At 59.4% G+C, this 20,370-nt stretch carries 17 protein-coding genes and 1 pseudogene; 1 reads left to right on the top strand and 17 read right to left on the bottom strand.

The window, feature by feature from the left end; genetic code table 11:
- Positions 1 to 38 precede the first annotated feature (38 nt).
- Entirely contained in the window at positions 39 to 1,841 is a 1,803-nt protein-coding gene (gene msbA, locus ACYZTL_RS13115; RefSeq protein WP_461952139.1) for a lipid A export permease/ATP-binding protein MsbA, read from the bottom strand.
- Positions 1,842 to 1,995: 154 nt separating this feature from the next.
- Between msbA and ACYZTL_RS13120 the strand changes: the two genes are divergently transcribed.
- Positions 1,996 to 3,861, top strand: a complete 1,866-nt coding sequence (locus tag ACYZTL_RS13120; protein ID WP_461952140.1) for an O-antigen ligase family protein — start codon at positions 1,996 to 1,998, stop codon at positions 3,859 to 3,861.
- A 24-nt stretch (positions 3,862 to 3,885) separates the two neighbouring features.
- Here ACYZTL_RS13120 and ACYZTL_RS13125 read toward each other — a convergent pair whose 3' ends face one another.
- From ACYZTL_RS13125 to waaC, 16 genes and pseudogenes are all read right to left on the bottom strand, one after another.
- Positions 3,886 to 4,509: a CatB-related O-acetyltransferase gene (locus tag ACYZTL_RS13125; RefSeq protein WP_461952141.1), complete on the bottom strand. Its 624-nt coding sequence runs from the start codon at positions 4,507 to 4,509 to the stop codon at positions 3,886 to 3,888.
- A gap of 3 nt (positions 4,510 to 4,512) precedes the next feature.
- Positions 4,513 to 5,394: a glycosyltransferase gene (locus ACYZTL_RS13130; RefSeq protein WP_461952142.1), complete on the bottom strand. Its 882-nt coding sequence runs from the start codon at positions 5,392 to 5,394 to the stop codon at positions 4,513 to 4,515.
- Positions 5,391 to 6,545, bottom strand: a complete 1,155-nt coding sequence (locus ACYZTL_RS13135) for a glycosyltransferase (RefSeq protein ID WP_461952143.1) — start codon at positions 6,543 to 6,545, stop codon at positions 5,391 to 5,393. The genes ACYZTL_RS13130 and ACYZTL_RS13135 overlap by 4 nt, the downstream gene beginning before the upstream one ends.
- A complete protein-coding gene (locus ACYZTL_RS13140; protein WP_461952144.1) occupies positions 6,542 to 7,426 on the bottom strand; it encodes a DUF6625 family protein in 885 nt (294 codons plus the stop codon). Before ACYZTL_RS13140 ends, ACYZTL_RS13135 begins: the two co-directional genes overlap by 4 nt.
- Positions 7,427 to 7,479: 53 nt before the next feature.
- Complete coding sequence (locus tag ACYZTL_RS13145; protein ID WP_461952145.1) at positions 7,480 to 8,913, bottom strand: PIG-L deacetylase family protein; 1,434 nt, start codon at positions 8,911 to 8,913, stop codon at positions 7,480 to 7,482.
- 8 nt (positions 8,914 to 8,921) lie between these two features.
- Positions 8,922 to 9,818, bottom strand: coding sequence for an antimicrobial resistance protein Mig-14 (locus tag ACYZTL_RS13150; protein ID WP_461952146.1), 897 nt, complete (start codon positions 9,816 to 9,818; stop codon positions 8,922 to 8,924).
- Complete coding sequence (locus tag ACYZTL_RS13155; RefSeq protein WP_461952147.1) at positions 9,818 to 10,948, bottom strand: glycosyltransferase; 1,131 nt, start codon at positions 10,946 to 10,948, stop codon at positions 9,818 to 9,820. The genes ACYZTL_RS13150 and ACYZTL_RS13155 overlap by 1 nt, the downstream gene beginning before the upstream one ends.
- Positions 10,932 to 12,689 (bottom strand): carbamoyltransferase family protein, encoded by a 1,758-nt coding sequence (locus ACYZTL_RS13160; RefSeq protein ID WP_008027860.1) that lies wholly within the window; start codon positions 12,687 to 12,689, stop codon positions 10,932 to 10,934. The genes ACYZTL_RS13155 and ACYZTL_RS13160 overlap by 17 nt, the downstream gene beginning before the upstream one ends.
- 227 nt (positions 12,690 to 12,916) lie before the next feature.
- Positions 12,917 to 13,794 (bottom strand): annotated as a pseudogene (locus tag ACYZTL_RS13165) (DUF3800 domain-containing protein).
- 71 nt (positions 13,795 to 13,865) lie between these two features.
- Positions 13,866 to 14,201 carry a YceK/YidQ family lipoprotein gene (locus ACYZTL_RS13170; protein ID WP_461952148.1) on the bottom strand — a complete coding sequence of 112 codons (336 nt, stop codon included), beginning with the start codon at positions 14,199 to 14,201 and terminating at the stop codon, positions 13,866 to 13,868.
- A 246-nt stretch (positions 14,202 to 14,447) separates the two neighbouring features.
- Positions 14,448 to 15,899 carry a lipopolysaccharide kinase InaA family protein gene (locus ACYZTL_RS13175; protein WP_461952149.1) on the bottom strand — a complete coding sequence of 484 codons (1,452 nt, stop codon included), beginning with the start codon at positions 15,897 to 15,899 and terminating at the stop codon, positions 14,448 to 14,450.
- Positions 15,899 to 16,651 (bottom strand): lipopolysaccharide kinase InaA family protein, encoded by a 753-nt coding sequence (locus ACYZTL_RS13180; RefSeq protein ID WP_461952150.1) that lies wholly within the window; start codon positions 16,649 to 16,651, stop codon positions 15,899 to 15,901. The genes ACYZTL_RS13175 and ACYZTL_RS13180 overlap by 1 nt, the downstream gene beginning before the upstream one ends.
- The gene (locus tag ACYZTL_RS13185; RefSeq protein WP_461952151.1) at positions 16,648 to 17,382 is read right to left on the bottom strand and encodes a lipopolysaccharide kinase InaA family protein; all 735 of its coding nucleotides are present in this window, start codon (positions 17,380 to 17,382) and stop codon (positions 16,648 to 16,650) included. The genes ACYZTL_RS13180 and ACYZTL_RS13185 overlap by 4 nt, the downstream gene beginning before the upstream one ends.
- Positions 17,382 to 18,188: a lipopolysaccharide core heptose(I) kinase RfaP gene (gene rfaP, locus ACYZTL_RS13190; protein WP_461952152.1), complete on the bottom strand. Its 807-nt coding sequence runs from the start codon at positions 18,186 to 18,188 to the stop codon at positions 17,382 to 17,384. Before rfaP ends, ACYZTL_RS13185 begins: the two co-directional genes overlap by 1 nt.
- The gene (locus tag ACYZTL_RS13195; RefSeq protein ID WP_461952153.1) at positions 18,188 to 19,309 is read right to left on the bottom strand and encodes a glycosyltransferase family 4 protein; all 1,122 of its coding nucleotides are present in this window, start codon (positions 19,307 to 19,309) and stop codon (positions 18,188 to 18,190) included. The genes rfaP and ACYZTL_RS13195 overlap by 1 nt, the downstream gene beginning before the upstream one ends.
- Complete coding sequence (waaC, locus tag ACYZTL_RS13200) at positions 19,309 to 20,370, bottom strand: lipopolysaccharide heptosyltransferase I (protein ID WP_461952154.1); 1,062 nt, start codon at positions 20,368 to 20,370, stop codon at positions 19,309 to 19,311. The genes ACYZTL_RS13195 and waaC overlap by 1 nt, the downstream gene beginning before the upstream one ends.

Here is a 20,370-nt window from a genome sequence, read left to right on the forward strand (position 1 = left end):
TTTTTCAGTCGTTCACGGCAAATGAACGTCGACAGGAATCAGGCGATATCTTCAGCCGGGGCATCGAGGCCCATGGCATTCAGACGGGCGTAATAGCCGTTTTGCGCCAGAAGCTCGGCATGCGTGCCGCGTTCGACGATCCGCCCCTGATCCATGACCAGAATCAGGTCGGCCTTCTCGATGGTCGACAGACGGTGAGCAATCACCAGGGTCGTCCGGCCTTTCATCACCTGATCCAGAGCCGCCTGAATATGCCGTTCCGATTCGGTGTCGAGGGCCGAGGTGGCTTCGTCGAGAATCAGCAAAGGCGCGTTCTTCAACAGGGCCCGGGCAATCGCCAGACGCTGACGCTGGCCACCGGACAGCAATACGCCGTTCTCGCCGACCTGAGTGTCCAGGCCTTCTGGCAGTTGTGCGATGAAGTCCATCGCATAAGCGTCTTTCGCCGCTTTTTCGATGTCTTCACGGGGCGCGCCAGCCAGATCGCCGTACGCAATGTTGTTGGCCACGGTATCGCTGAACAACGTCACGTGCTGGGTGACCTGGGCGATGTGTTTGCGCAGGTTCAGCAGTTTGTACTGTTCCACCTCGACGCCATCAATCAGGATCTCGCCCTTGTCGTGGTGATAGAAACGCGGAATCAGGTTGGCCAGGGTCGACTTGCCACTGCCCGAACGCCCTACCAGCGCCACCATTTGCCCGGGCTCGACCGAGAAACTGATGTCGTCGAGCACCTGACGCTCGGTGCCAGGGTAGGTGAAGCTCAGATGCCGCACATCCAGGCGCCCGGTCACGGCATCGCGCTCGACGGTGCCAGTATCGACTTCCGGTTCAACATCCAGTTGCTCGAAGATACTTTCGGCACCGGCCACGCCTTTTTGAATGGTTGAGCTGACTTCGGACAATTGACGGATCGGCTTGGGCAGCAGGCCTGCCAGGGTGATGTAGGCCACCATGTCACCGGCGGACGCATCGCCGCGCAGGAAAAGGACCAGGAACATCAGCACGGCCATGGCGGTGTAGATAACCAGTTGCAGCAGCGGCGTGTAGATAGCGCCGGTACGGGTCATGCGCAATTGCTTGTCGGTGTTGCCCTGGCTGGCATTGAAGAAGCGCTTCTCTTCGTAGACTTCGCCGCCGAAGCTGCGCACCACGCGATAACCCTGGATGGTTTCCGACGCCACGTGCGTCACGTCGCCCATGGCCGCCTGGATCTTCTTGCTCTGCTTGCGGAATTTCTTGCTCGCGGTACGGACCATCAACGCGATCAGCGGCAGGATCGCGACCATGACCAGGGTCAGGCGCCAGTTCATGAACAGCAGCGAGGCAAACAGGAAGATCACCGTCATGCCTTCACGGATTACGACCTTGATCGCATCCGTGGCCGCCCCGGTGACCATCGTCACGTTAAAGGTGATACGGGAAATCAGGTGACCGGAGTTATGCTTGTCGAAATACCGGTTGGGCAGAACCAGCAGGTTATTGAACAACTGGACCCGCAGGTCGTGGACCAGCCCGAGAGAAACCTTGGCAAGAAAGTAGTTGCCCAGATAAGATCCCAACCCCTGCCAGGCGGCGATCAGAATGATCAGCAACGGCACGGCTTGCAACAGTTGCAGGTCGCGCAGATAGGGGACGGTGGGAAACAGCACCGCTTCGGGATTGGACAGGCCATCGACGAAATACTTGAGGATGTAGCCGAGCATTGGCTGCGTCGAAGCGAAAATCAGAAAACCGACGATGCTGATCAGGAACAGGCTGATGTACGGCCGGACATAACCGAGCAGACGGAAGTAGATTTTCAAGCTCGAGGGGCTTGCGGAGAGACTGGAGTCGGTCATATCACGCGAATGTCGATAAAAAGGACGCTGACTTTAGCACAGCTTCCTCAGGGTTCTGGCAATCGCTTAAAGGCTGTTATTGTTAGACGACTCAAACAGTATCATATGGCCACCATCGGAATGGCCGATCAACTTCAGGATTGAATTTCTCAGCATGCAACTCAGCAGTTTCAACAGTACGTCCAATCGAGTCTTCGACTTCATTTGCCTGTGGATGCTTCCACTTGGCTATCTTTTGCTTCTGTGCTCGCTGTTCTTCCTGCCGGACCGCAGTCTGTTTCATAAGCTCTACTATGGCTTGTTCAGCATTCCAGCGCTGATAGCGCTTTGCCTGCGACCCCGAGAGCTCAAAGAGTTGCTGCGCGAGCCGATTTTCATTGCGATGCTGCTGTTCGCCGGATGGGCGCTGTTGAGTCTGTGCTGGGGCCCGGGCGATGCAGGATTTTCCGGCAAGTTCAAGCCACCGCTACACACGCTGATGCTGTTCGCCGGGTGCTACCTGCTGGTGCGCTACCGCAGCGATATCGTCCAGCCCCTGCTGTTCAGCGCCGCGATAGTCGGGCTGATCGCGTCGATTTATAACCTGTACATGTTTGCCCACATCTATGAGCCGGGCCTGCGCCTGGTGGGTGGCGGCGCGTTCGACAATCCGTTGTTGAGCTCGCACTTGTTCGGCTTTTTCTGCGCCTATTGGATGAGCCTGAGCATGACCTGCAAACGCCCGCAGATACTCTGGTTGAGTATCCCGGCAACGGCGGTCATGTTCATCGCGGTGATCGCCACCGGCTCCCGGACACCGCTGGTTGCCCTGACACTGGCCGCGTTGTGGCTGGGCTTCATCTGCTGGAACCGCCGGTCCGTCGTGTTGCTGGGCATCATGCTCGTCGGCGGGGCGTCGGTAGTTGTGCTTTTCTCGAACATGATTTTTGGACGAGGCGATTCCTATCGTTTCGAAATCTGGCAGATAGTCCTGCAAAAAATCGCCGAACACCCGTGGATAGGCCATGGCTACGACGCCACCCTGTCCGTCGACTCCAGCGTCGGTTTCACATTGGCAGAACCCCACAGTTTCGCCCTGGGCGTTCTCTACTATGTCGGTATTTTCGGCTTTATCCCGTGGCTGTTCTTCCAGGCCTGGGGCCTGCTGAGCAGCTGGCGCCATCGAGTGCAACCGCTGTTCATCATCGCCTCGACCTGGCTGGTGTTCGGTATCGGTGCAGGTCTGACCGAAGGCGGCGGGATCATTTCGCGCCCCAAGGAACACTGGTTCCTGCTGTGGATTCCGCTGGCACTGATCGCCGCGTTGAGTATCAACCAGCGTGCTGGTCGCCTGCTGGCCATGCCGATCAAACAACTGGCGCAGGCAACCCTGCAAAAACTGACGGCCAACGCCCAGGTGATCGAGGAAGATGGTCTGGGCCCCAAGGTCCTGCGTCTGGTCGATGGCAGCTTCCTCAAGCTGTTCCGCCGTCGCCGCTGGTACACCTCGGGCAGCTTCGATCCGTATTCCGAACGCTTTGCAAACAACAGCGAGCGACTGCGCCGCATGGGCATCCCGACGCCGCAGATTCTGGATCTATACCGCTTCAAGGACGGCAGCAGCGCCGTGCACTACACGCCTCTGCCGGGCAATACGCTGCGTCAGGTCCTGCAAGCGATCACGGCACCGGACGTGCGCCAGGCGTTGGTGGAACGCTTCGGCAAGTTCATGGCGCAGCTGCATGAGCAAGGCGTGTATTTCCGATCTCTGCATCTGGGCAACGTGCTGGTACTGGAGGACGGCGAGTTCGGCCTGATCGACGTGGCGGACCTGCGCATTTACCCTTCGTCACTGAGCCTGTCCCTGCGTCAGCGCAACCTGCGCCATATGCAGCGCTACACCGTCGATCATCGCTGGTTGTTCGAAGATCATTTCCAGGCACTGCTTCAGGGCTACGCCGTGACGGCATCGAAATCCGCGGTGGATAACCTGCACAGGCAAGCACTGGCGGCCAGCCAGCCCGAGCGGGCTCATGTATGACCGAAATTCGTCAACCTTGAACGATCAGACGGGCGGCCGCTGACGAGCATAGGCAAGGAAGCCTTCGATATCATCGCTGCAGAGTTTGTCAGCCAGACTGTGCAACTCGGCTTCCGGCCAGTTCCACCAGGCACTTTGAAGGAGCAGCAAACGCTGTTCCTCAGGGAAACGCCAACGCAGGAAACGCGCCGGATTGCCACCGACTACTGCGTAGGGCTCGACATCGCGAGTCACCAGCGCGCCCGCGGCAACGATTGCGCCATCCCCCACCGTCACACCTGAAAGTATCGTGCTGTTTGAACACAGCCACACATCGTTGCCGATGCTCACATCGCCGTGGGTGCCGCTGTAGCCGCTGATATGTGCGGCCTGTGCAACCATTACCGGAAACGGGAACGTGGTGACCCAATCGGCACGATGGTGGCCACCGAGAAAAATCTGCACGCCTTCAGCGATCGAGCAATACGCACCAATGCTCAGCGTCGAGCCTTCCTTCCAGTCATGGACCTGTGGCACGCCATAACTGCCACGACCAAAGGCGTAGTCCGGATACTGCAGTTTGAAACGCGCCATGCCCCGCTCAAATTTCGGCAGCTTTCTGATCGCTCGTTTCGCGCGTTTTTCCCGATAGCGTTGAATCCAGCCCATGGCTCAATCTTTCTCCAACGGCAATAACAAACGCCCCAGACCACGCCAGGTCTTCTTGTTCCACGCCCTGAACGGAATCTGCGCCAGTAGCTCCCGCGCCAATTTGCGGTCTCGATTGGCGGTCTTCAGGAACATCGAACTGAGAAACTTGTAGCGCACGTGCTCGTAAAGCGGGTGATCGCTGAACAGGGCATAGGAACGCAGAATGTTGTCGATCATGAAGCGGTGATTCTTGTAGGAATTGGTGGCGTGTTTGCGATAGCGCGCCATCAGCACGTTCAAGCCATCAATGAAGTAACCGGCATGGGTCACCTTCAGCTCGATCAGCAAATCTTCCAGACGAATGCTCGGATCGAACCCACCGACCTTGTCCAGCGCTTCGCGGCGAATCATCAGCGTCGGCGCCGGCGGATAGGGCTTGCGCTCCAGGAACATGTCATCGAAATCCAGACGGCGGAACGGCACATCGCGGCGCTGACGCGACTCCGGGTACAGATTGCCGTCAGCGTCGATAAGCTCGATGTTGCCGGCGCAGATGCCGACCTCGGGCTTGCCATCCATGTACGCCACCTGCGTGGCGATGCGCTCGGGCAGCATGATGTCATCGGAACCGAATGGCACGATCAGACTGCCCTTGGCGCGCGCAATGGCTCCGTTGAGGGTATTGGTCAGCCCCTGATTCTGCTGAACACGAAAATCAAAACCGTGTTGCGCCTGCAAGACGTTGATCCGCTCGACACTGTCATCGCTGGAGCCATCATCGACCACCAGCAACTCAATGTTCGAATAGGTCTGGTTGAGGACGCTGAGAATGCTCTCCTCAATGTAACGACCGTGGTTATACGACGCGATGATGACCGTGACGATGGGTTGTGCGTCGTTCATGACTGTTCCTTGCGGGCCTTGCTCAAGCCGGAGTCGATCAGGTTCAGGTATTCCTGACGGAACACCTCGATGTCGTGTTGTTCCTGGAGATAACGGTAGGCCTGTTCGCCCTTGGCCTTGAGCGCGTCATCCGGTAGAGCGAGGTAAGCATCCAGTGCCGCAACCAGGCTCGGCACATCCTTTGGCGTAATCGCCAGACCGCCCGCGCCTTGGATCAGCGGCAGCATCGCCGGCACGCTGGAGGCGATCACCGGGAGATGACCGCTCATGCCCTCGAGCAATGCCAGCCCGAGACCTTCGGCCAACGATGGCATGGTCCAGATGTCAAAGGCGCGAACATACTGCAAGGCGTTTTCCTTGAAGCCCAGCAGGTGCGCTCGCCCGCTCAGGCCCAGACGCTCGATCTCGGCGGCCAGGCGCGACTCTTCGCGGCCGGCACCAATGATCGCCAACTGGGTGTTCGGGTACTTGTCCTTGAGAGCCGCAAACGCCTGCAACAGGTAGGTGTGCCCCTTGACCGGCACCAACCGGCCCAAAGCGCCAATCAACCGCACCGACGGATCAATGCCGAGCAGTTCACGGGCGCGTTCGCGGCTGTGCTGCAAGCCTTCGGCCTGTTCGATGTCGATCGCATTGGTAATGGCATAGGTGTTTTGATCGGTGAAACCGCAATCACAGTCCAGCAGGTACTGTTTGACCGCCGGCGATACACCGACAAAACGCCAGTGACTATCGATCAGGCGCTGGGTCTGGCGACGTCGGTAGAACCGGTCGTACTCACCAAAGCCGTGGGAGATACCGATGCACAGTGGCACTTTCAACCAGCGGTTGAGCGTCAGCATCATGTTGACCGGCTTGAAGCGGTTGCAGATCACTACATCGAATTTTTCTTTGCGGCAAAACTGATACAGCCGCCACATGGCACGCAGGCGCATGCCCTTGAGCGATTTGTCGGAAAACTCGAAATACACGGAACGCGCGGCACGGCTCACGGCCTCGCCCGGCCCGGGCTTGCCGCGCAGAAACGCTGCGGTCACCTCATAGCGATCACCCGGCAAAGCCTTGACGATCTGCTCCGCCAAGTCGGCAAAGTCATGGGCTTTGACATTGTAGTCAGGCTGCAATTGCAGAACCTTTGACCGTTGACTCATAACTCTCCCCGGTGAAAACCAGTCGCATCGATGACCCAGGCGGGTTCAGCGGCGAGGCGCCTGACCTCCGCCGGATCGGGTTGAGGCAACCGTGGCCACTCGTTGCGCTTCCAGCAAACGAAATGGAAATACGGAAACCGGCGATCGCCATCGCGATCATTGGTCAGATGGCCGTCGCGCCAATACCATTGGTGCGGGAAGTTCTCGGTCCCGTCATGCCACTTGATGCAGCCACCCGGCGTACTGAATGCCTCGGTGAATTCGCTGCGTCGACGCCACGGGTTGAACTTGCCCACCAGTTTGAACAAGGGCTCGGGGAAATTCTTGCGCCAGAGAAAGATTCGACTGAATGCACCTTCGTCGATCGCGTGATGCTTCTGGTCCGTGAACCGCGCTTCCCAGTCCTTGATCTGCCTGAACAATTCACGCTTGCGGGCAGTGTTCCTGATCAGGCAAAGATGCCCTGCCACGCGCCGCTCGTGAGTGGAGTACAAATCGTATGAGGCGAGTCGCTCCGCAGTGAAGTAACTGCGCAGGTCGCCGTACACCAGGTCAATATCGCCGAATGCCCAGAAATCATAGCCCTCCAGGCGGTCGGCATGAATCAGTCCAAACGCGGGCCGGATGTCGCACAGCTTGTAAGCTTCGGTCGGCGCAAAGTCGATACCCAGCCGCCGGGACACCAGCCCACAGTATTCGCTGAACGTCATGCTTTCGACGGTCACGTTGGGTGGCAGATTCTCGGGAACCCCACAGTCGGTGAAGAACAACCAGTCGATGTCGGGATTACGACGACAGCTCTCCAGAAAAAACGGCATCCAGAAGGGCCAGCGGCCGAAATAAGGCATCAGAAACAAAATACGCGGGCATGGATTAATCACGGAAAACTCTCTGTCAATGCTGGGAACGCCGCCATGCTAGGCAGGGTTGTACTTCAGTTCTGCTTCACAGGTGTTTCGCCATGCGTCAGAAGCCAGAACAATTCCTGGCGTCTGACCGCCTTGCGAAAGAATTCATTCTCTCCATAGAGCGGCGGAACTCTACTGGCCAAGAGCCACTGTATCAACCGCCGCAGTCGCCGCTTGAATGGCATGCGCGGCTGGAGGTCGTGCATCATTCTCAGCGCCATGGCTTTATCACGCTGAAGTTCCGGAGGAACCGGAAGGCAGTAAGGCTGCATCGGTACCGACGAGTCGAAGGCGGGCGGCAGTGCGATGCCATGGCCGGCATCCCCCATGGGCCAGCGATCATTGTCATGCAAATGGTTGGCATAACCGAGCAATGTGGTCGGCTGCCACTCCAGGCCTCGCAGCGCTTCCAAGACCGCTTGCTGAGCGCAAATGTGGTCCGGGTGCGGATCGAGCGTGGGGTGCGGCAACACGATGACTTCGGGACGGGCCCGCAGCAGCAATTCGCGCAGGTCGGCCAACAGGTTATTCCAGGTGGGTGCGCCATTGGCGTCGCCCGGCAGTGCAAAGGGGTTCAACTGGCGGAACAAGCGGGTGTCGTCCATCTCCGCGTCCCGCGAACCCACTGGCCGGGACGGTGCTTCTTGCATTGCCGCCAGTTGCAGGCAGAAATAGCCCAACTGCACGCAATGGGCGTCGGGCACCCCGGCCCAGCGCGGTACGGCGATGCTGTCCCAGGCCCGCAGCCGCCCCTTGAGGCGCGCCGCTTCGACCTTGTTCAGGCCGATCTGCTGATAATGTTCTGCTTCGATTTCGCCGGCGGTGAGGGTAACGATCCAGGCTTCGTCGGCCTGACTGTACAAGCCATAGGCCGCCAGTTCGGCGTCGTCAGCGTGAGGTGCAATCACCATCACCCGCTGACGGCGGTAATCCGGTTGTTCGAACGCCCAGAGCACGGGTTCGCCCAGCACTCGGCAAAAACGTCCGCGCAAACGCAACTCGCCCCGCGACAGCACTTGCGCCTGTCCACTGAGGTTGAGATAGCGCAGCCCGTTGGCACCGCGCTCGAAGGTTTGCCGATCGGGATTATCGCCACCCGACAATTCGACAGACGGGTCGATAAAGCGTCCCAACCAGGTGCTTTTGATCCGCAGGGCCAATACCAGCGTAGCGTCGTCCACCAGCATCACGCCGTCATCCAGGCGCAAACGCTCACCGTCCAGGTGAATCTTGGGTTGCGGGGTGTAAGGCGGGAAGCTGTACGCGTAATCGTCCTTGGGCGAATAAAACAAATGGTCGGCGAACCATGCTTCGTGAGCGATCCAGCCCAGCACCGCCAGCACCAGCGGCAGCCACCAGGCCACCAGCACGCCGACGACAATCAACAGCACCAGAGCGATCAACAGGCCGATGCGTTTGTTGCGCCGGTGGCGCTTGAGCAATTGCTGTTTACGACTCATGGGTTCGCTCATACGGTGAAGACCGGTACAGGATTACACCAGCGGTCCTTGTATTCACGGTCGGCGCGACCGAAGGAAAAACGCAGGGGCTTGTCCAGCGCACGCGCATGCTCCCAGGCGCTTTGGGTATTGAGAAAACTCAACACGCTACCGGGGCTGAATTCCCGGGTTTCGGGATCGACGCCGCCATTGATGTACTCGACGCTGATCCATTGCGGCGCTTCGACGCGGTACACCAGTTGAATAGCGATCGGCGCATCGTTGAGGAAAATCACCGAGCCGATCAACAAATCACGCAACAACTCGATCACCTCGGCCATGCGCTCGGCCCCGGTCGCCGGAAAACCCCAGCGACGCTGGAACAAGTCGCAATAGATCGCCGCCAGCTCGACGCTGGAAAACTCGCTGACCGGCCGCACCACGCCGCCCGCCTCTTCCAGCAAACGCAATTCGCGACGCTGGTTATAGCGAAACTTCTTCGACAGTTCTTCGGGAGTCCGGGCCATGGCCAGTTGTTCGGCCTGCAGCCTGATGCCGCTGAAGCGGCCTTCATTCAGCGCGGACAAGTAGCGTGCACGATGGCGCAGAGGGGCTTGCGTATCAGCGGCGGCAGGCAGGATGAACTCAGCATTGCCAAGGTCGAACAGGCCCTTTTTACCGTTGCGCTTGAGCACGTCCTTGGACAACGCAAGGTCGCGGCCCCAAGTCGGAATCGCAGCCTCGACTTCGCCATTCGGCGCCCAGGCCAGGTAACGCACCGGAATGTCGGCCAACTGCGCCAGTCGCTCGACCACCATCGGATGAGTGGCGACGCTGCCACCATAACGGTGCCAGGCCTCGGTGTACGTCGAGGCGTCGATCACCGCCCAGCCACGCTCGCGCCATCCTTGAAATCGGTTGAGCATCAGCCCCTCGCCGCCAGTTCGGTGACGTTTGGCAAATGCCAGAAAGCATCGCGTACCGCACGGTCGGAGAAACGCTCACGCAAGCGCTCGAGCATCAGCTCGGCGCACTGGCGGCGTTGCTGATCATCCATTGCGGCCAGATGCTGCAGCCCTTGAGCCATGCGCTCGGCATCGCCCAGCGGGAACAGAATGCCGACGCCCTCGACCACTTCCCTCGCACCGCCGCATGCCGTCGCGAGCAACGGCACGCCGGCGGCCATGGCCTCCAGCAGCACCATGCCGAACGGTTCGTGATCGGAGCTCAAGGCAAACACATCGAAGGCGCGGAAATAACGACGGGCTTCGGGCACCTGACCGAGGAACAGCACGCGGTCGCCGATCCCCAGCTCACGGGCCATGGCCTTGAGATCCTGTTCCAGCCGACCGACACCCAGAATCACCAACTGGCTGTTAGCCGGCAAACCCGGTAACGCCGCGGCAAAACCATGCAGCAACGTGGTCTGGTCCTTGTCCGGGTGGAGTCGGCCAACGTTGCCGACAATCCACGCATCCATCGACAAACCCAGGGTTTCCCGGGCTTCTCGAACCGACACGTGACTGTCCTGCAAGGCTTGCACATTGATGCGGTTATAGAGCGTCTGAATCCGTGCAGCCGGCCATTTCGGCAGGCAGCTGCGCATGTCGTCGCGCACGGCATCGGAGACCCCGAGCAGACTCAAACGCTTGCGGAAAAAATTCGCAAAGAATTGGCGAGTGCCGCGCTTATAGTCGTCAAACGCGTGATGGACGCCGATCACCGGCAACGAAGTGCCAAGCAAGGCGATATAGATCGGCTTGAAGCGGTGAGCAATGCAGAAACTGAAATTGCGCGAAGCGGCGATCTTGCGCAGATCGCCGATGGCGCCCAGCTTCAGGCCACGAATAGCCTTGGAACTGTATTCCATGAACAGCACTTCATCGGAGGCACAGGCCTCAGCGACTCCGGCATCGGCAACCCCGGTCAGAAACACCGTGGTCACTCGATAACCGGTCCCCGCGAACAGGCTGGCGTACTGCCGGGCGCAGTCCAGAAACGGACCGTCATAGCCGTGACAGAACTGCAGCACGTGGCGTTCAGCCGAGCGTGTCATATGCGTCCGCGCCCTCTTTGACCACCAGAATGTCTTCCATGATCAAATACTGTAGGTCGGAACCGAAGAACATGTTCAGGGCATCCGTCGGCGAGCAGATCATCGGTTCGCCACGACGGTTGAGCGAGGTGTTCAGCGACACGCCGTTGCCGGTCAGTACTTCCAGCGCCTTCATCATGTCGTAGTAGCGCGGGTTGTATTCGCGCTTGAGCACCTGGGCCCGGGAGGTGCCGTCTTCGTGGACGACTTCCGGCACGCGGGTCTTCCACTCTTCAGCCACTTCAAAAGTGAACGTCATGAACGGCGCAGGGTGATCGATCTTGATCATCTGCGGTGCGACGGTGTCGAGCATCGACGGGCAGAAAGGCCTCCAGCGCTCGCGGAACTTGATCTGGTGGTTGATGCGGTCGGCCACGCCGGTCGCGCTCGGGCAACCGATGATCGAACGCCCGCCCAAGGCACGCGGACCAAACTCCATACGCCCCTGGAACCACGCGACCGGGTTGCCATCGACCATGATTTTGGCGATGTTTTCCGGCATGTTCTCGAGCTTGCGCCAGACCGGCTTGCTCGGGTGACGGGCGCATGCTGCAAGCACGTCTTCGTTGCTGTACGACGGGCCGAGGTAGACGTGTTCCATCTTCTCGACCGGCACGCCACGGGCGTGAGACACATAAGCCGCCGCACCGACCGCGGTGCCGGCATCGCCGGACGCAGGCTGCACGAACAGTTCCTTGACGTCGTCGCGGGCGATGATTTTCTGGTTCAGCTTGACGTTCAACGCACAGCCGCCGGCGAAGGCCAGCTTGCCGGTTTCCTTGAGCACGTCACCCAGGTAGTGGTCGATCATCTGCAACGCCAGTTTCTCGAACAGCGCTTGCATGCTCGCGGCGTAGTGGATGTACGGTTCGTCGGCGATGTCGCCTTCGCGCTTCGGACCCAGCCACTCGATCAGCTTCGGCGAAAAGTAGAAACCCTTGCCCTTCTCTTTATAGCGACGCAGGCCGATGACGTTGGCATAGTCGGTGTTGATCACCAGCTCGCCGTTTTCGAACGAGGCCAGACGGGAGAAATCGTATTTGCTGGCGTCGCCGTACGGCGCCATGCCCATGACCTTGAACTCGCCGTCGAGCATCTCGAAACCGAGGAACTCGGTGATCGCGCCGTACAGGCCGCCCAGGGAGTCCGGATCGAAGAATTCCTTGATCTTGTGAATCTTGCCGTTTTCGCCGTAGCCGAAGAAGGTCGTGGCGTACTCACCTTTGCCATCGATCCCGAGGATCGCGGTTTTCTCTTTGAAACCGGAACAATGGTAAGCGCTGGAGGCGTGAGCCAGGTGGTGTTCGACCGGCTCGATCTTGATTTTCTTCGGATCGAAGCCCAGCTGCTCGAGGCACCAGACAATCTTGTTGCGGTAGCGCTTGTAGCGGCGGTTGCCCATCAGGATTGCGTCAAGGGCGCGGTCCGGGGCGTACCAGTAACGCTTGGCGTAGTGCCAGCGCGCCTTGCCGAACAGGCTGATCGGCGCGAACGGAATCGCTACCACGTCAACGTCGGATGGCTTGATGCCAGCCTGTTCGAGGCAGAATTTCGCCGATTCGTAAGGCATGCGGTTCTTTGCATGTTTGTCGCGCACGAAGCGCTCTTCTTCAGCCGCCGCGACCAGCTTGCCGTCGATGTACAAGGCTGCGGAAGGATCATGGCTAAGGGCGCCGGACAGGCCAAGAATCGTCAATGCCACAGGGGTCTAGCCTCTTTAGTCTGCATGCAGGCGCAAGGCGCCTCAAAATGAATGTGCCCTCGCAAGGGGGCGAGAGACAGCTAAAGGGCGGGATTATAGCTTAAAAGCAGCGGCAAACCTCTAGCGGGAAACAGCCGGCTCGCGCGTTGACAGTAGAAGATCCTCGACATAGACTCCTGCGCAAATGGACTGGGGGATCCCGGTCGGCGTTGCGGCCTCGGTGAGTTTCACCGGGGCTTTTCGCTTTCTGAAAGCGGGAAAATTTTTAAACCCCAGTTTTCGAACCCCTCTCCCACATTATTTCGACCACCACTGCAATAGAACTTACGCTTGAGCACGTCAAAGGCACGATTCTCTTGCCCAGCCCTCAAAACGCTCATACCAATGGGTCTTGCAACAAGATCCGCTAGCTGTAACCCCGTGGAATTCACTTGTTTAGTGGCAAAGACGATATCGAACGGCAGCTGAATGCCCAATCGGTTCGCGCCATCGCACATGCGACGAAACTCCAGTTCAAGCTCGTTATCCTCCCGTTTCCCTCGGCGCTCGAAAATCACATGAGTCAATGCACTTTGCTGATTTTTTTCCTGTAAAAACTCATAAAGCGTTTCCAGACAGAAGCCCAGGGCAACGCGGTAAGGGTTGTGAACGGGACCTTGCTTTTCGCGAAGAGAGGCTTTGTCGATCACACAACTGATCAGGACGAAATTGCTTGCTTCAATGATGCCCGTCAACTCATCGAGAAAGGCATGTTTGTGCTCTCTGGAGGTGAACAGACTAGAAAAGGCTCCCTTCTCTTTTCGAATTTCCAGCTCATGCAGACCGATCGGTCGTGCCCCGTATGATTGAATTTAAATTTCTGAAGGGCAGGAATAACCTTTTCGCAATAGTGTCTTTTCTGAAAAACACAAAACGCGAGCACAAACATTGGATAGTTTGGATCTAGTGTTTGCATCCCGTGATCGCCGCTCTCATCGACGTAAATGACGAAGTCGCTGTACTTCCCGGTCGGAGGTAAAAGTTTTTTCGCATCGATGCTGGCTTCGGATTCACTTTCGTTTTCAAAAAGAAAGAACTGTTGAGAGGGTAATATCGGGGTCGACACGACGCTATTCATCCTTTGCTTTCGAGCCTGGTGCACTAGGTGTAGCACTGGCGCACATGAATACAAAAGAGTTACCCGCGGCCTGCACGCCAATAAATAGTGAGATTTCCGTCGGTAGCCTGACGGTAAATCGTGTACGGCAAGGAAACGGTGTCCAGCGCACCAGACAACGCCAGATCCAGCAGGACAAACGGTACGAGAACGCCAGTGGGGTCCGGCGGCGCGTTCAGCATACAAAAATCGTAGGCCAGGCCGCTGTAGACACGAGGGATGGATTGGCAGTAGGTTTTTTGCTTTCTGAGACCACGAGCGGCGTCTTCGTCATTCTGCAGGACCGTCGCAACAGTCCCGCAACCGGATAACGCCAATGAGCATGCACCGAGCATGACAGCTGTTTTTATAGTCAAGATTTGCCCTCCGGGTTCGTCAGGCAAACTAGCATCGTGACTATTCAGGGCACAGTTCATGGGTTCTGGAGATCATGTAGGACATTTCATAAGAACTTGTCCCTAAATCTCGGGTAGCTGTTCTGGCCCCTTCGTCGGAACGCCGCCCGGAGCAAGCCCGCTCCCACATTAGACCGAGTTGCTGGATTAGCATGCGATCAAATGTGGGAGCGGGCTTGCTCCGGGCGGCGTTCCGACGAAGGGGACTTAGGCAGCGCCAGAGATATCTTTGGGAAGCCGCTGATCAATGACCTGATACAGCGCACTACTCTCAGGCCAGTTGCGCATGAACCGCGCCCGGTCCCGCGCATACGCCGGGGCGAAGCTGCCGAGCGAGCCGTGCTGACACATCGCATCCAGATCGATCAGCGCCCAGCGATCCTCGTGCCAGAACAGGTTATGGCCCTTGAAGTCGCCGTGACTGATCCGCTCGCGAATCAGCTCCGCAAACAGATGATCCAGCGCCACCAGCTCGGCGTCGGGCGCTTCACCGCTGTCAACGTACGGCGCGAACCGTTCGATGATGTCCGGCCCCGGCAAGTGCTCGGTCACCAGATAAGCCCGGCTGCGCAACCAGAGGAAACGCTTTTCCAGTACCGCCAACGGTTTCGGCGTGGCGATGCCGAGGAACGCCAATCGATTGCCTTCGCGCCAGGAATGCCAGGCACGGCTCGGGCGCCAGAAGCGTTTGAGCCAGTGGGCAAACCCTTTGATGTTGTAGCGCTTGATCACCAGCGTACGACCGGCCACCTCGACTTTTCCGACACTCGCCGCGCCGCCGGTCTTGTACAGATGCCCCTGATCGAGCAACGCATCGGCCTGCTCCAGCACCGGAAGCATCGCCGTTTCTTCTTCGCGGCGAATCGCCCGCAAACCGAACGCTCCGCGCTGCACGCTGAACAGCGTGCATTCGCGGCCGACCTTGATCAGAAAATCCTTGAGGCGCCAACTGCGCACCTTGTCGATCTGCTTCTGCAACGCTTCCATCGGCAAGGCATGTTCGCCATTGCTCAGGAGGTAATACACCAGCAATTCTTCAGTGAACGGCTCCAGCGACTTGGGCAACTGGGCGAAAAACACCCCGAGGTTTTCCAGGACTTTCTGCCGCGACAGCGGTTGGCCAGGGGTTTCGGTGCAGATCCCGGCGCCGTCGATCAAATACAGTCGACCGCCCTGACGCAGCAGGTTATCCAGGTGCAGGTCTTCCTGCCATAGCCCTTTGCGGTGCATTTGGCCGATAGCGCCCAACGCCTCGGCCAACACTGCCCCTTGCCCATCCGCGAGCACCGGCAAATGCTCGACCTGCTTCCAGGTATCACCGAGGCTCTCGGCGCCCTCGAGGAAATCGAACAGCAGCCAGCCACCCTCGCCATCCTTCAGGCCATCGGCCAACAGCTGCGGCGTGGTCAGCCCTTGGGCGGCGAGCAAACGCACGCCGCCCAGCTCACGCTGAAAATGCCGCGCCGCTTTACTGCCGACCAGCAACTTGGCCAACACCGGCCGGCCACGCCAGACACCGGCGCCAACGTAGCGCTGGCCTGGCAACACCCGCAACAGGCTCAACAACTGCAACTCGGCAGGCCCGGCGGCATCGGCCAGCGAAATGCTCAGCGGCAGATCCGGATGGCGACCCGCCTCTTTCAGTTCGGATAAACGCATCAGTTCGCCCCCTTGTAACTGCGCCGCGCGGTCAATCGCGTCAGCCAGCGGTCGATCAGTGAACTGTCCTGCGGTTGATCCAGGTAGACGGCCAACAATTCGCGCAACTGCGCGTCGCTCCACTGGGGCGACCGCCGCGTCAGCGGCTCCAGATCCTTGACCCGGTCTCGCTGACCGAACAGCAGCGGCCGGGTCTTTTCCAGGTCGATGAGCTGGGCCATGTAACCGTCGCCGGTGGCCTGGAGAAAAATGTGTTTGGGGTAGAAGCAGCCGTGAACCTGACGCGCGCCGTGCAGCCGACGAGCCAGTTGTCCACACGCCTGCAAAATGGCCGAGTGCTGCGCCGGCCCCAGATCCGACCAGCGTTCCAACAGCGAATCCAGGTCATCCCAGCCGTCCAGCGCACGAGTCAGCAAAATCGCCCGGACTTCGCCATCGACCTTGCGCTCACCGAAGAACGCCGCTTTCAGCGCCGGAATGCCAAGCCGTTCATAACGGCTGATGTTGCGAAATTCCCGGGCAAAACTCGGTTCGCCGAACGGCGCATGCAGGGTGCGCATCTGGTAATTGCTTTGACGCTTGAGGTAGAAGCCGTGACCTTCAAGATCCAGCCTAAACACACTGCTCCAGCCACCGCGCGCGGTGTTGGGCTCATCCACAGCCTCAAGCTGTCTGGCCCACAGTGCATCGAAAGTGCCGAGGCCGTGACGCTCCAGTAGCGCACGGTCTTCAGCGGCCAGAAAATCAGTCATTCGCGTCCCTCGAAAAATCTCACCACGTGCCGGATCCGTTTTTTATCGGCAGCATTGAGCCGCGTCCGTTGGCGGTATTGCAGGTAAAAGCGCAGGCGCTGGGTGGCCGACAGGTGATATTTGGCGACCTTGTCCAGACACGCCAGATCCTTGGTGATGCGGTACTTGAGCCAGAAGCCGCTCCAGAAATCACCGTTGGGGCAGTCGATCAGGAACAGTCGCGCCTGATCGTCGACCAGCAGATTGCGCCACTTCAAATCGTTATGGGTGAAGCGATTGTCGTGCATGGTCCGGGTGTAACCGGCCAGTTGTCGACTGATGTGGTCGACCCAGGCGCGATCCTTCAGTTTTGGGTCACGCCGCTCAGCCAAGGCATTCAGGTCTTCGGTATTTGGCAGTTCGCGGGTGATCATCGCCCCGCGAGCGTAGGCTGCACCGTGCCGCTCAAGCCCCCAGGCCACCACTTCGGCAGTGGGAATGCCCCACTTGGCAAAGCGCTTGAGGTTTTGCCATTCCATTTTCACTCGCGGCTTGCCGAGGTAGCGGCGCAAGCCCTTGCCAGCGCCCACGTAGCGCTTGACGTAATAGTTGACGCCATTGCGCTTGACGCGGACGACCTCGGACAACGGGTCGAGGGTCACCTGCTCGCCCTGAAGGGCAAACACTGCCTCAAGGCTGCCGAAGTCGTCGGCCAGGTCGCTGTAAGCAGGTTCCAGTCTCCAGCCCGACATCAGAGCGCATCCCCGTATCGCTGTTTACGGTCGTAGAGTTTGTTGGCCTTGCCTTCGAGCCAGGTGAGCAACCCGGCTTCTTCGCCGAGGATCTGGCGCAGGGGCCGCTGGAAATAACCCTTGAGGAAACGCAGCTTGTCGCGCCGGGTCAGGCCGATGTCTAGGGCCGAAAAGTACAGCGCCGCCAGATCCTTGTTGCGCCAGCGCTGGGTGATCGTCGGGCGGGTATGGGCGCGGTGCAGGTCGATCACCGAGAGTTTGAAGTCGTCAGCCGTCACCGGTTTGTCGGTGTGCAGCAGGAAGTGGCAGATGTAGCAGTCGCGGTGGTTGACCCCGGCGCGGTGCATCATGCCGGTCATGCGCGCGACTTCGGCGATCAGCGCACGCTTGAGCTTTGGCTCGGGCGGGTTCTTGATCCAGTCGATGCTGAAGTCTTCGAGGCTGACGGTCGGCGCCAGTTCTTCGGTGACGATGAACGAATGCTGATCCGCCGGGTTGCTGCCTTTCTCGCCATAAGCGACGGCGGTCATGGTCGGCACACCGACTTCTTGCAGACGCTGAATGGCTTTCCATTCCTGACCCGCGCCGAGTACCGGCAACTTGGCGGTCAGCAGGTTCTTGAAGATCTCGCCCCAGCCGATGCCACGGTGGATCTTCACGAAAAACCCGTTGCCGTTCACCTCGGTGCGCAACGTACGGCGAGCTTCCAGCTCGCGGTACACCTCACCCTGAAGCCCTTCGACCTCGGCGAACGGATCGCGTCCGGCCCAAAGGCTCTTGAACGGTTCAGCCAGCATCAACTTCATTAAGCGTGCTCCGCCAGAATCACATCGGCCGCGTGTTGCGGCATGCTGTAGAGGTCGGCCGTCTCGGCGAAGGCCAGACCGTTGCGGCTCCAGGCCGCTCGTGCCTTGGCGTCGTTCAACATGCCGGTCAGGTATTGCGTGAGCTGCGCCTGATCGAAGGGTTCATCCAGCACCAGGCCCGCGTCGGCCTCGGCGATGTAATGGGCATAACCACAGACCGCGCTCACCAGCACCGGCAACCCGGCCACCAGCGCTTCGAGCAACACGGTCCCGGTGTTTTCGTTGTACGCCGGGTGAATCAACAGATCGGCCCCGAGCAGGAAACGCGGGATATCGCTGCGGCCCTTGAGGAACGTCACGTTGTCGCCGAGCCCCAAAGTTGCGCTCTGCATCTGGAACAATTTGGGGTCGTCCTGGCCAATTACAAACAGCCGGGTGCGTTTCTTCAGATCAGCGGGCAACGCGGCCAGCGCCTTGAGGCTGCGATCCACGCCTTTGGTCTTGAACCCGGAGCCGATCTGCACCAGCAACAGGTCATCGTCTTTCAGGTTGAACTCACGTCGGAATTCGGCACGGATCTCGGCGGCATTGGCCGGCGCGCGCCGGTCCTGAGAAATGCCCGGCGGCAGCAAATGGAAGCGTTCCAGCGGCGTGTCGTAATGCTTGATGAACAGCGGCTGCTGGACTTCGGAGATCATCAACACTTCAGTCTTGGCGTCTTTGGCGAACACCGCGCGCTCGTACTCGGCGAAGTGCCGGTAGCGGCCCCAACGACGGTACAGCGAGTTGCGCAGGGTTTGCGCCTTGTCTTCGAAACAGCCGTCGGCGGCGTAGTAGACGTCCAGCCCCGGCATCTTGTTGAAGCCGATCAGCCGGTCCACCGGACGCTTGGCCAGATCGGCTTCCATCCACTCGCTGAGCTTCTCGTTGCGTCGATGATTGAAGAACGCCTTGACTGGCGCCACCAGCACTTCGAAACCCGGAGGAATATCGCCCTCCCAGATCAGCGTGTAGACACGAATCTGATGACCACGCTGCTGGCACTCCAGGGCAATGCGCATGAAATCGCGCTGCAAGCCGCCGAATGGAAAGTACTTGTACAAGACGAATGCCAATTGCATCAGCGCAGCTCCTCAGCCAGTAACAACGTGCTCAGTCGGGTCGCGACACGCTCGGGATTCAAACGCGTGAAGCACAGCGGCGACTCGCGTTTCAGGTCAAACTGACGGGCATCTTCGGCCGTCGGTTGATAGGTGCATTTCTTTTGCAGGCACGGTGCGCAGGGGAAATCGCTGGCAATGTGAATCTGCGCCTTGCCATACGCGCCGGTCAGACCCGGGTTGGTCGGACCGAACAGCGACAGCGTCGGCACGTCCAGTGCAGCGGCGAGGTGACCGAGACCGGTGTCCACCGCCACGCACGCCTGCGCGCCGGCCAGCACTTTGCCGACGCCCGCCAGATTCAGTTTGGGCAGCACTTCGACGTGTCGCATGTCCTTGGCGATGCGCTCGGCCCGGGCTTTCTCCGCCGGATTGCCCCACGCCAGCTTCACGCCGACGCCGAGATAGCCGACGCGCTCGGCCAGCTCGCGCCAGTAGGCTTCGGGCCAGTGTTTGGTGTCCCACGTGGTGCCGTGCAGGAACACCACGTAAGGATTCTTGCGCGGCAGTTCCACCAGACGCTCGACGTTCAGGCCGTAGTCGCCCAGCCCTTTGGGCAGGTCGTAGCCCAGGGCGATGGCGAACAACTGTCGCACTCGTTCAACCGCGTGTTGACCACGGGCAACCGCCAGCCGCCGATCATAGAAACGCGCGGCGATCGGCTCCCGTGCCGAACCTTTATCGAGGCCCGCCACCGGCGCCTTGACGTAGCGGGTCAGCAAGGCGCTTTTCAACAGGCCCTGCGCGTCAATCACCAGATCATATTTCGTGGCGCGAACGCTTTGCTTGAAGCGCTTCCACTCGCCACTCTTGATGGTCTGCCAGATGTTTTTGCGCCAGCGACGGATCGCCACCGGAATCACTTTGCCCACGGCCGGGTGCCAGGTCGGGATTTCGGCGAAACCTTCTTCCACCACCCAGTCGAACGTAATGCCGGGGATCGCCCGGGCCGCGTCGGTCAGCGCCGGTAACGCATGAATCACGTCGCCCAGCGAAGAAGTCTTGATCAGCAGAACCCGCAA

Source organism: Pseudomonas sp. LB3P81 (genome assembly GCF_054897965.1).

Bases quoted from the DNA above. Each gene is read 5' to 3' on its own strand.
- ACYZTL_RS13155 (WP_461952147.1), bottom strand. From the start codon at position 10,948: ATGACACGCTCGGCTGAACGCCACGTGCTGCAGTTCTGTCACGGCTAT.
- ACYZTL_RS13125 (WP_461952141.1), bottom strand. From the start codon at position 4,509: ATGGGCTGGATTCAACGCTATCGGGAAAAACGCGCGAAACGAGCGATC.
- ACYZTL_RS13195 (WP_461952153.1), bottom strand. From the start codon at position 19,309: ATGCAATTGGCATTCGTCTTGTACAAGTACTTTCCATTCGGCGGCTTG.
- rfaP (WP_461952152.1), bottom strand. From the start codon at position 18,188: ATGAAGTTGATGCTGGCTGAACCGTTCAAGAGCCTTTGGGCCGGACGC.
- msbA (WP_461952139.1), bottom strand. From the start codon at position 1,841: ATGACCGACTCCAGTCTCTCCGCAAGCCCCTCGAGCTTGAAAATCTAC.
- ACYZTL_RS13145 (WP_461952145.1), bottom strand. From the start codon at position 8,913: ATGAGTCGTAAACAGCAATTGCTCAAGCGCCACCGGCGCAACAAACGC.
- ACYZTL_RS13175 (WP_461952149.1), bottom strand. From the start codon at position 15,899: ATGCGTTTATCCGAACTGAAAGAGGCGGGTCGCCATCCGGATCTGCCG.
- ACYZTL_RS13130 (WP_461952142.1), bottom strand. From the start codon at position 5,394: ATGAACGACGCACAACCCATCGTCACGGTCATCATCGCGTCGTATAAC.
- ACYZTL_RS13180 (WP_461952150.1), bottom strand. From the start codon at position 16,651: ATGACTGATTTTCTGGCCGCTGAAGACCGTGCGCTACTGGAGCGTCAC.
- ACYZTL_RS13185 (WP_461952151.1), bottom strand. From the start codon at position 17,382: ATGTCGGGCTGGAGACTGGAACCTGCTTACAGCGACCTGGCCGACGAC.
- ACYZTL_RS13120 (WP_461952140.1), top strand. From the start codon at position 1,996: ATGCAACTCAGCAGTTTCAACAGTACGTCCAATCGAGTCTTCGACTTC.
- ACYZTL_RS13150 (WP_461952146.1), bottom strand. From the start codon at position 9,818: ATGCTCAACCGATTTCAAGGATGGCGCGAGCGTGGCTGGGCGGTGATC.
- ACYZTL_RS13135 (WP_461952143.1), bottom strand. From the start codon at position 6,545: ATGAGTCAACGGTCAAAGGTTCTGCAATTGCAGCCTGACTACAATGTC.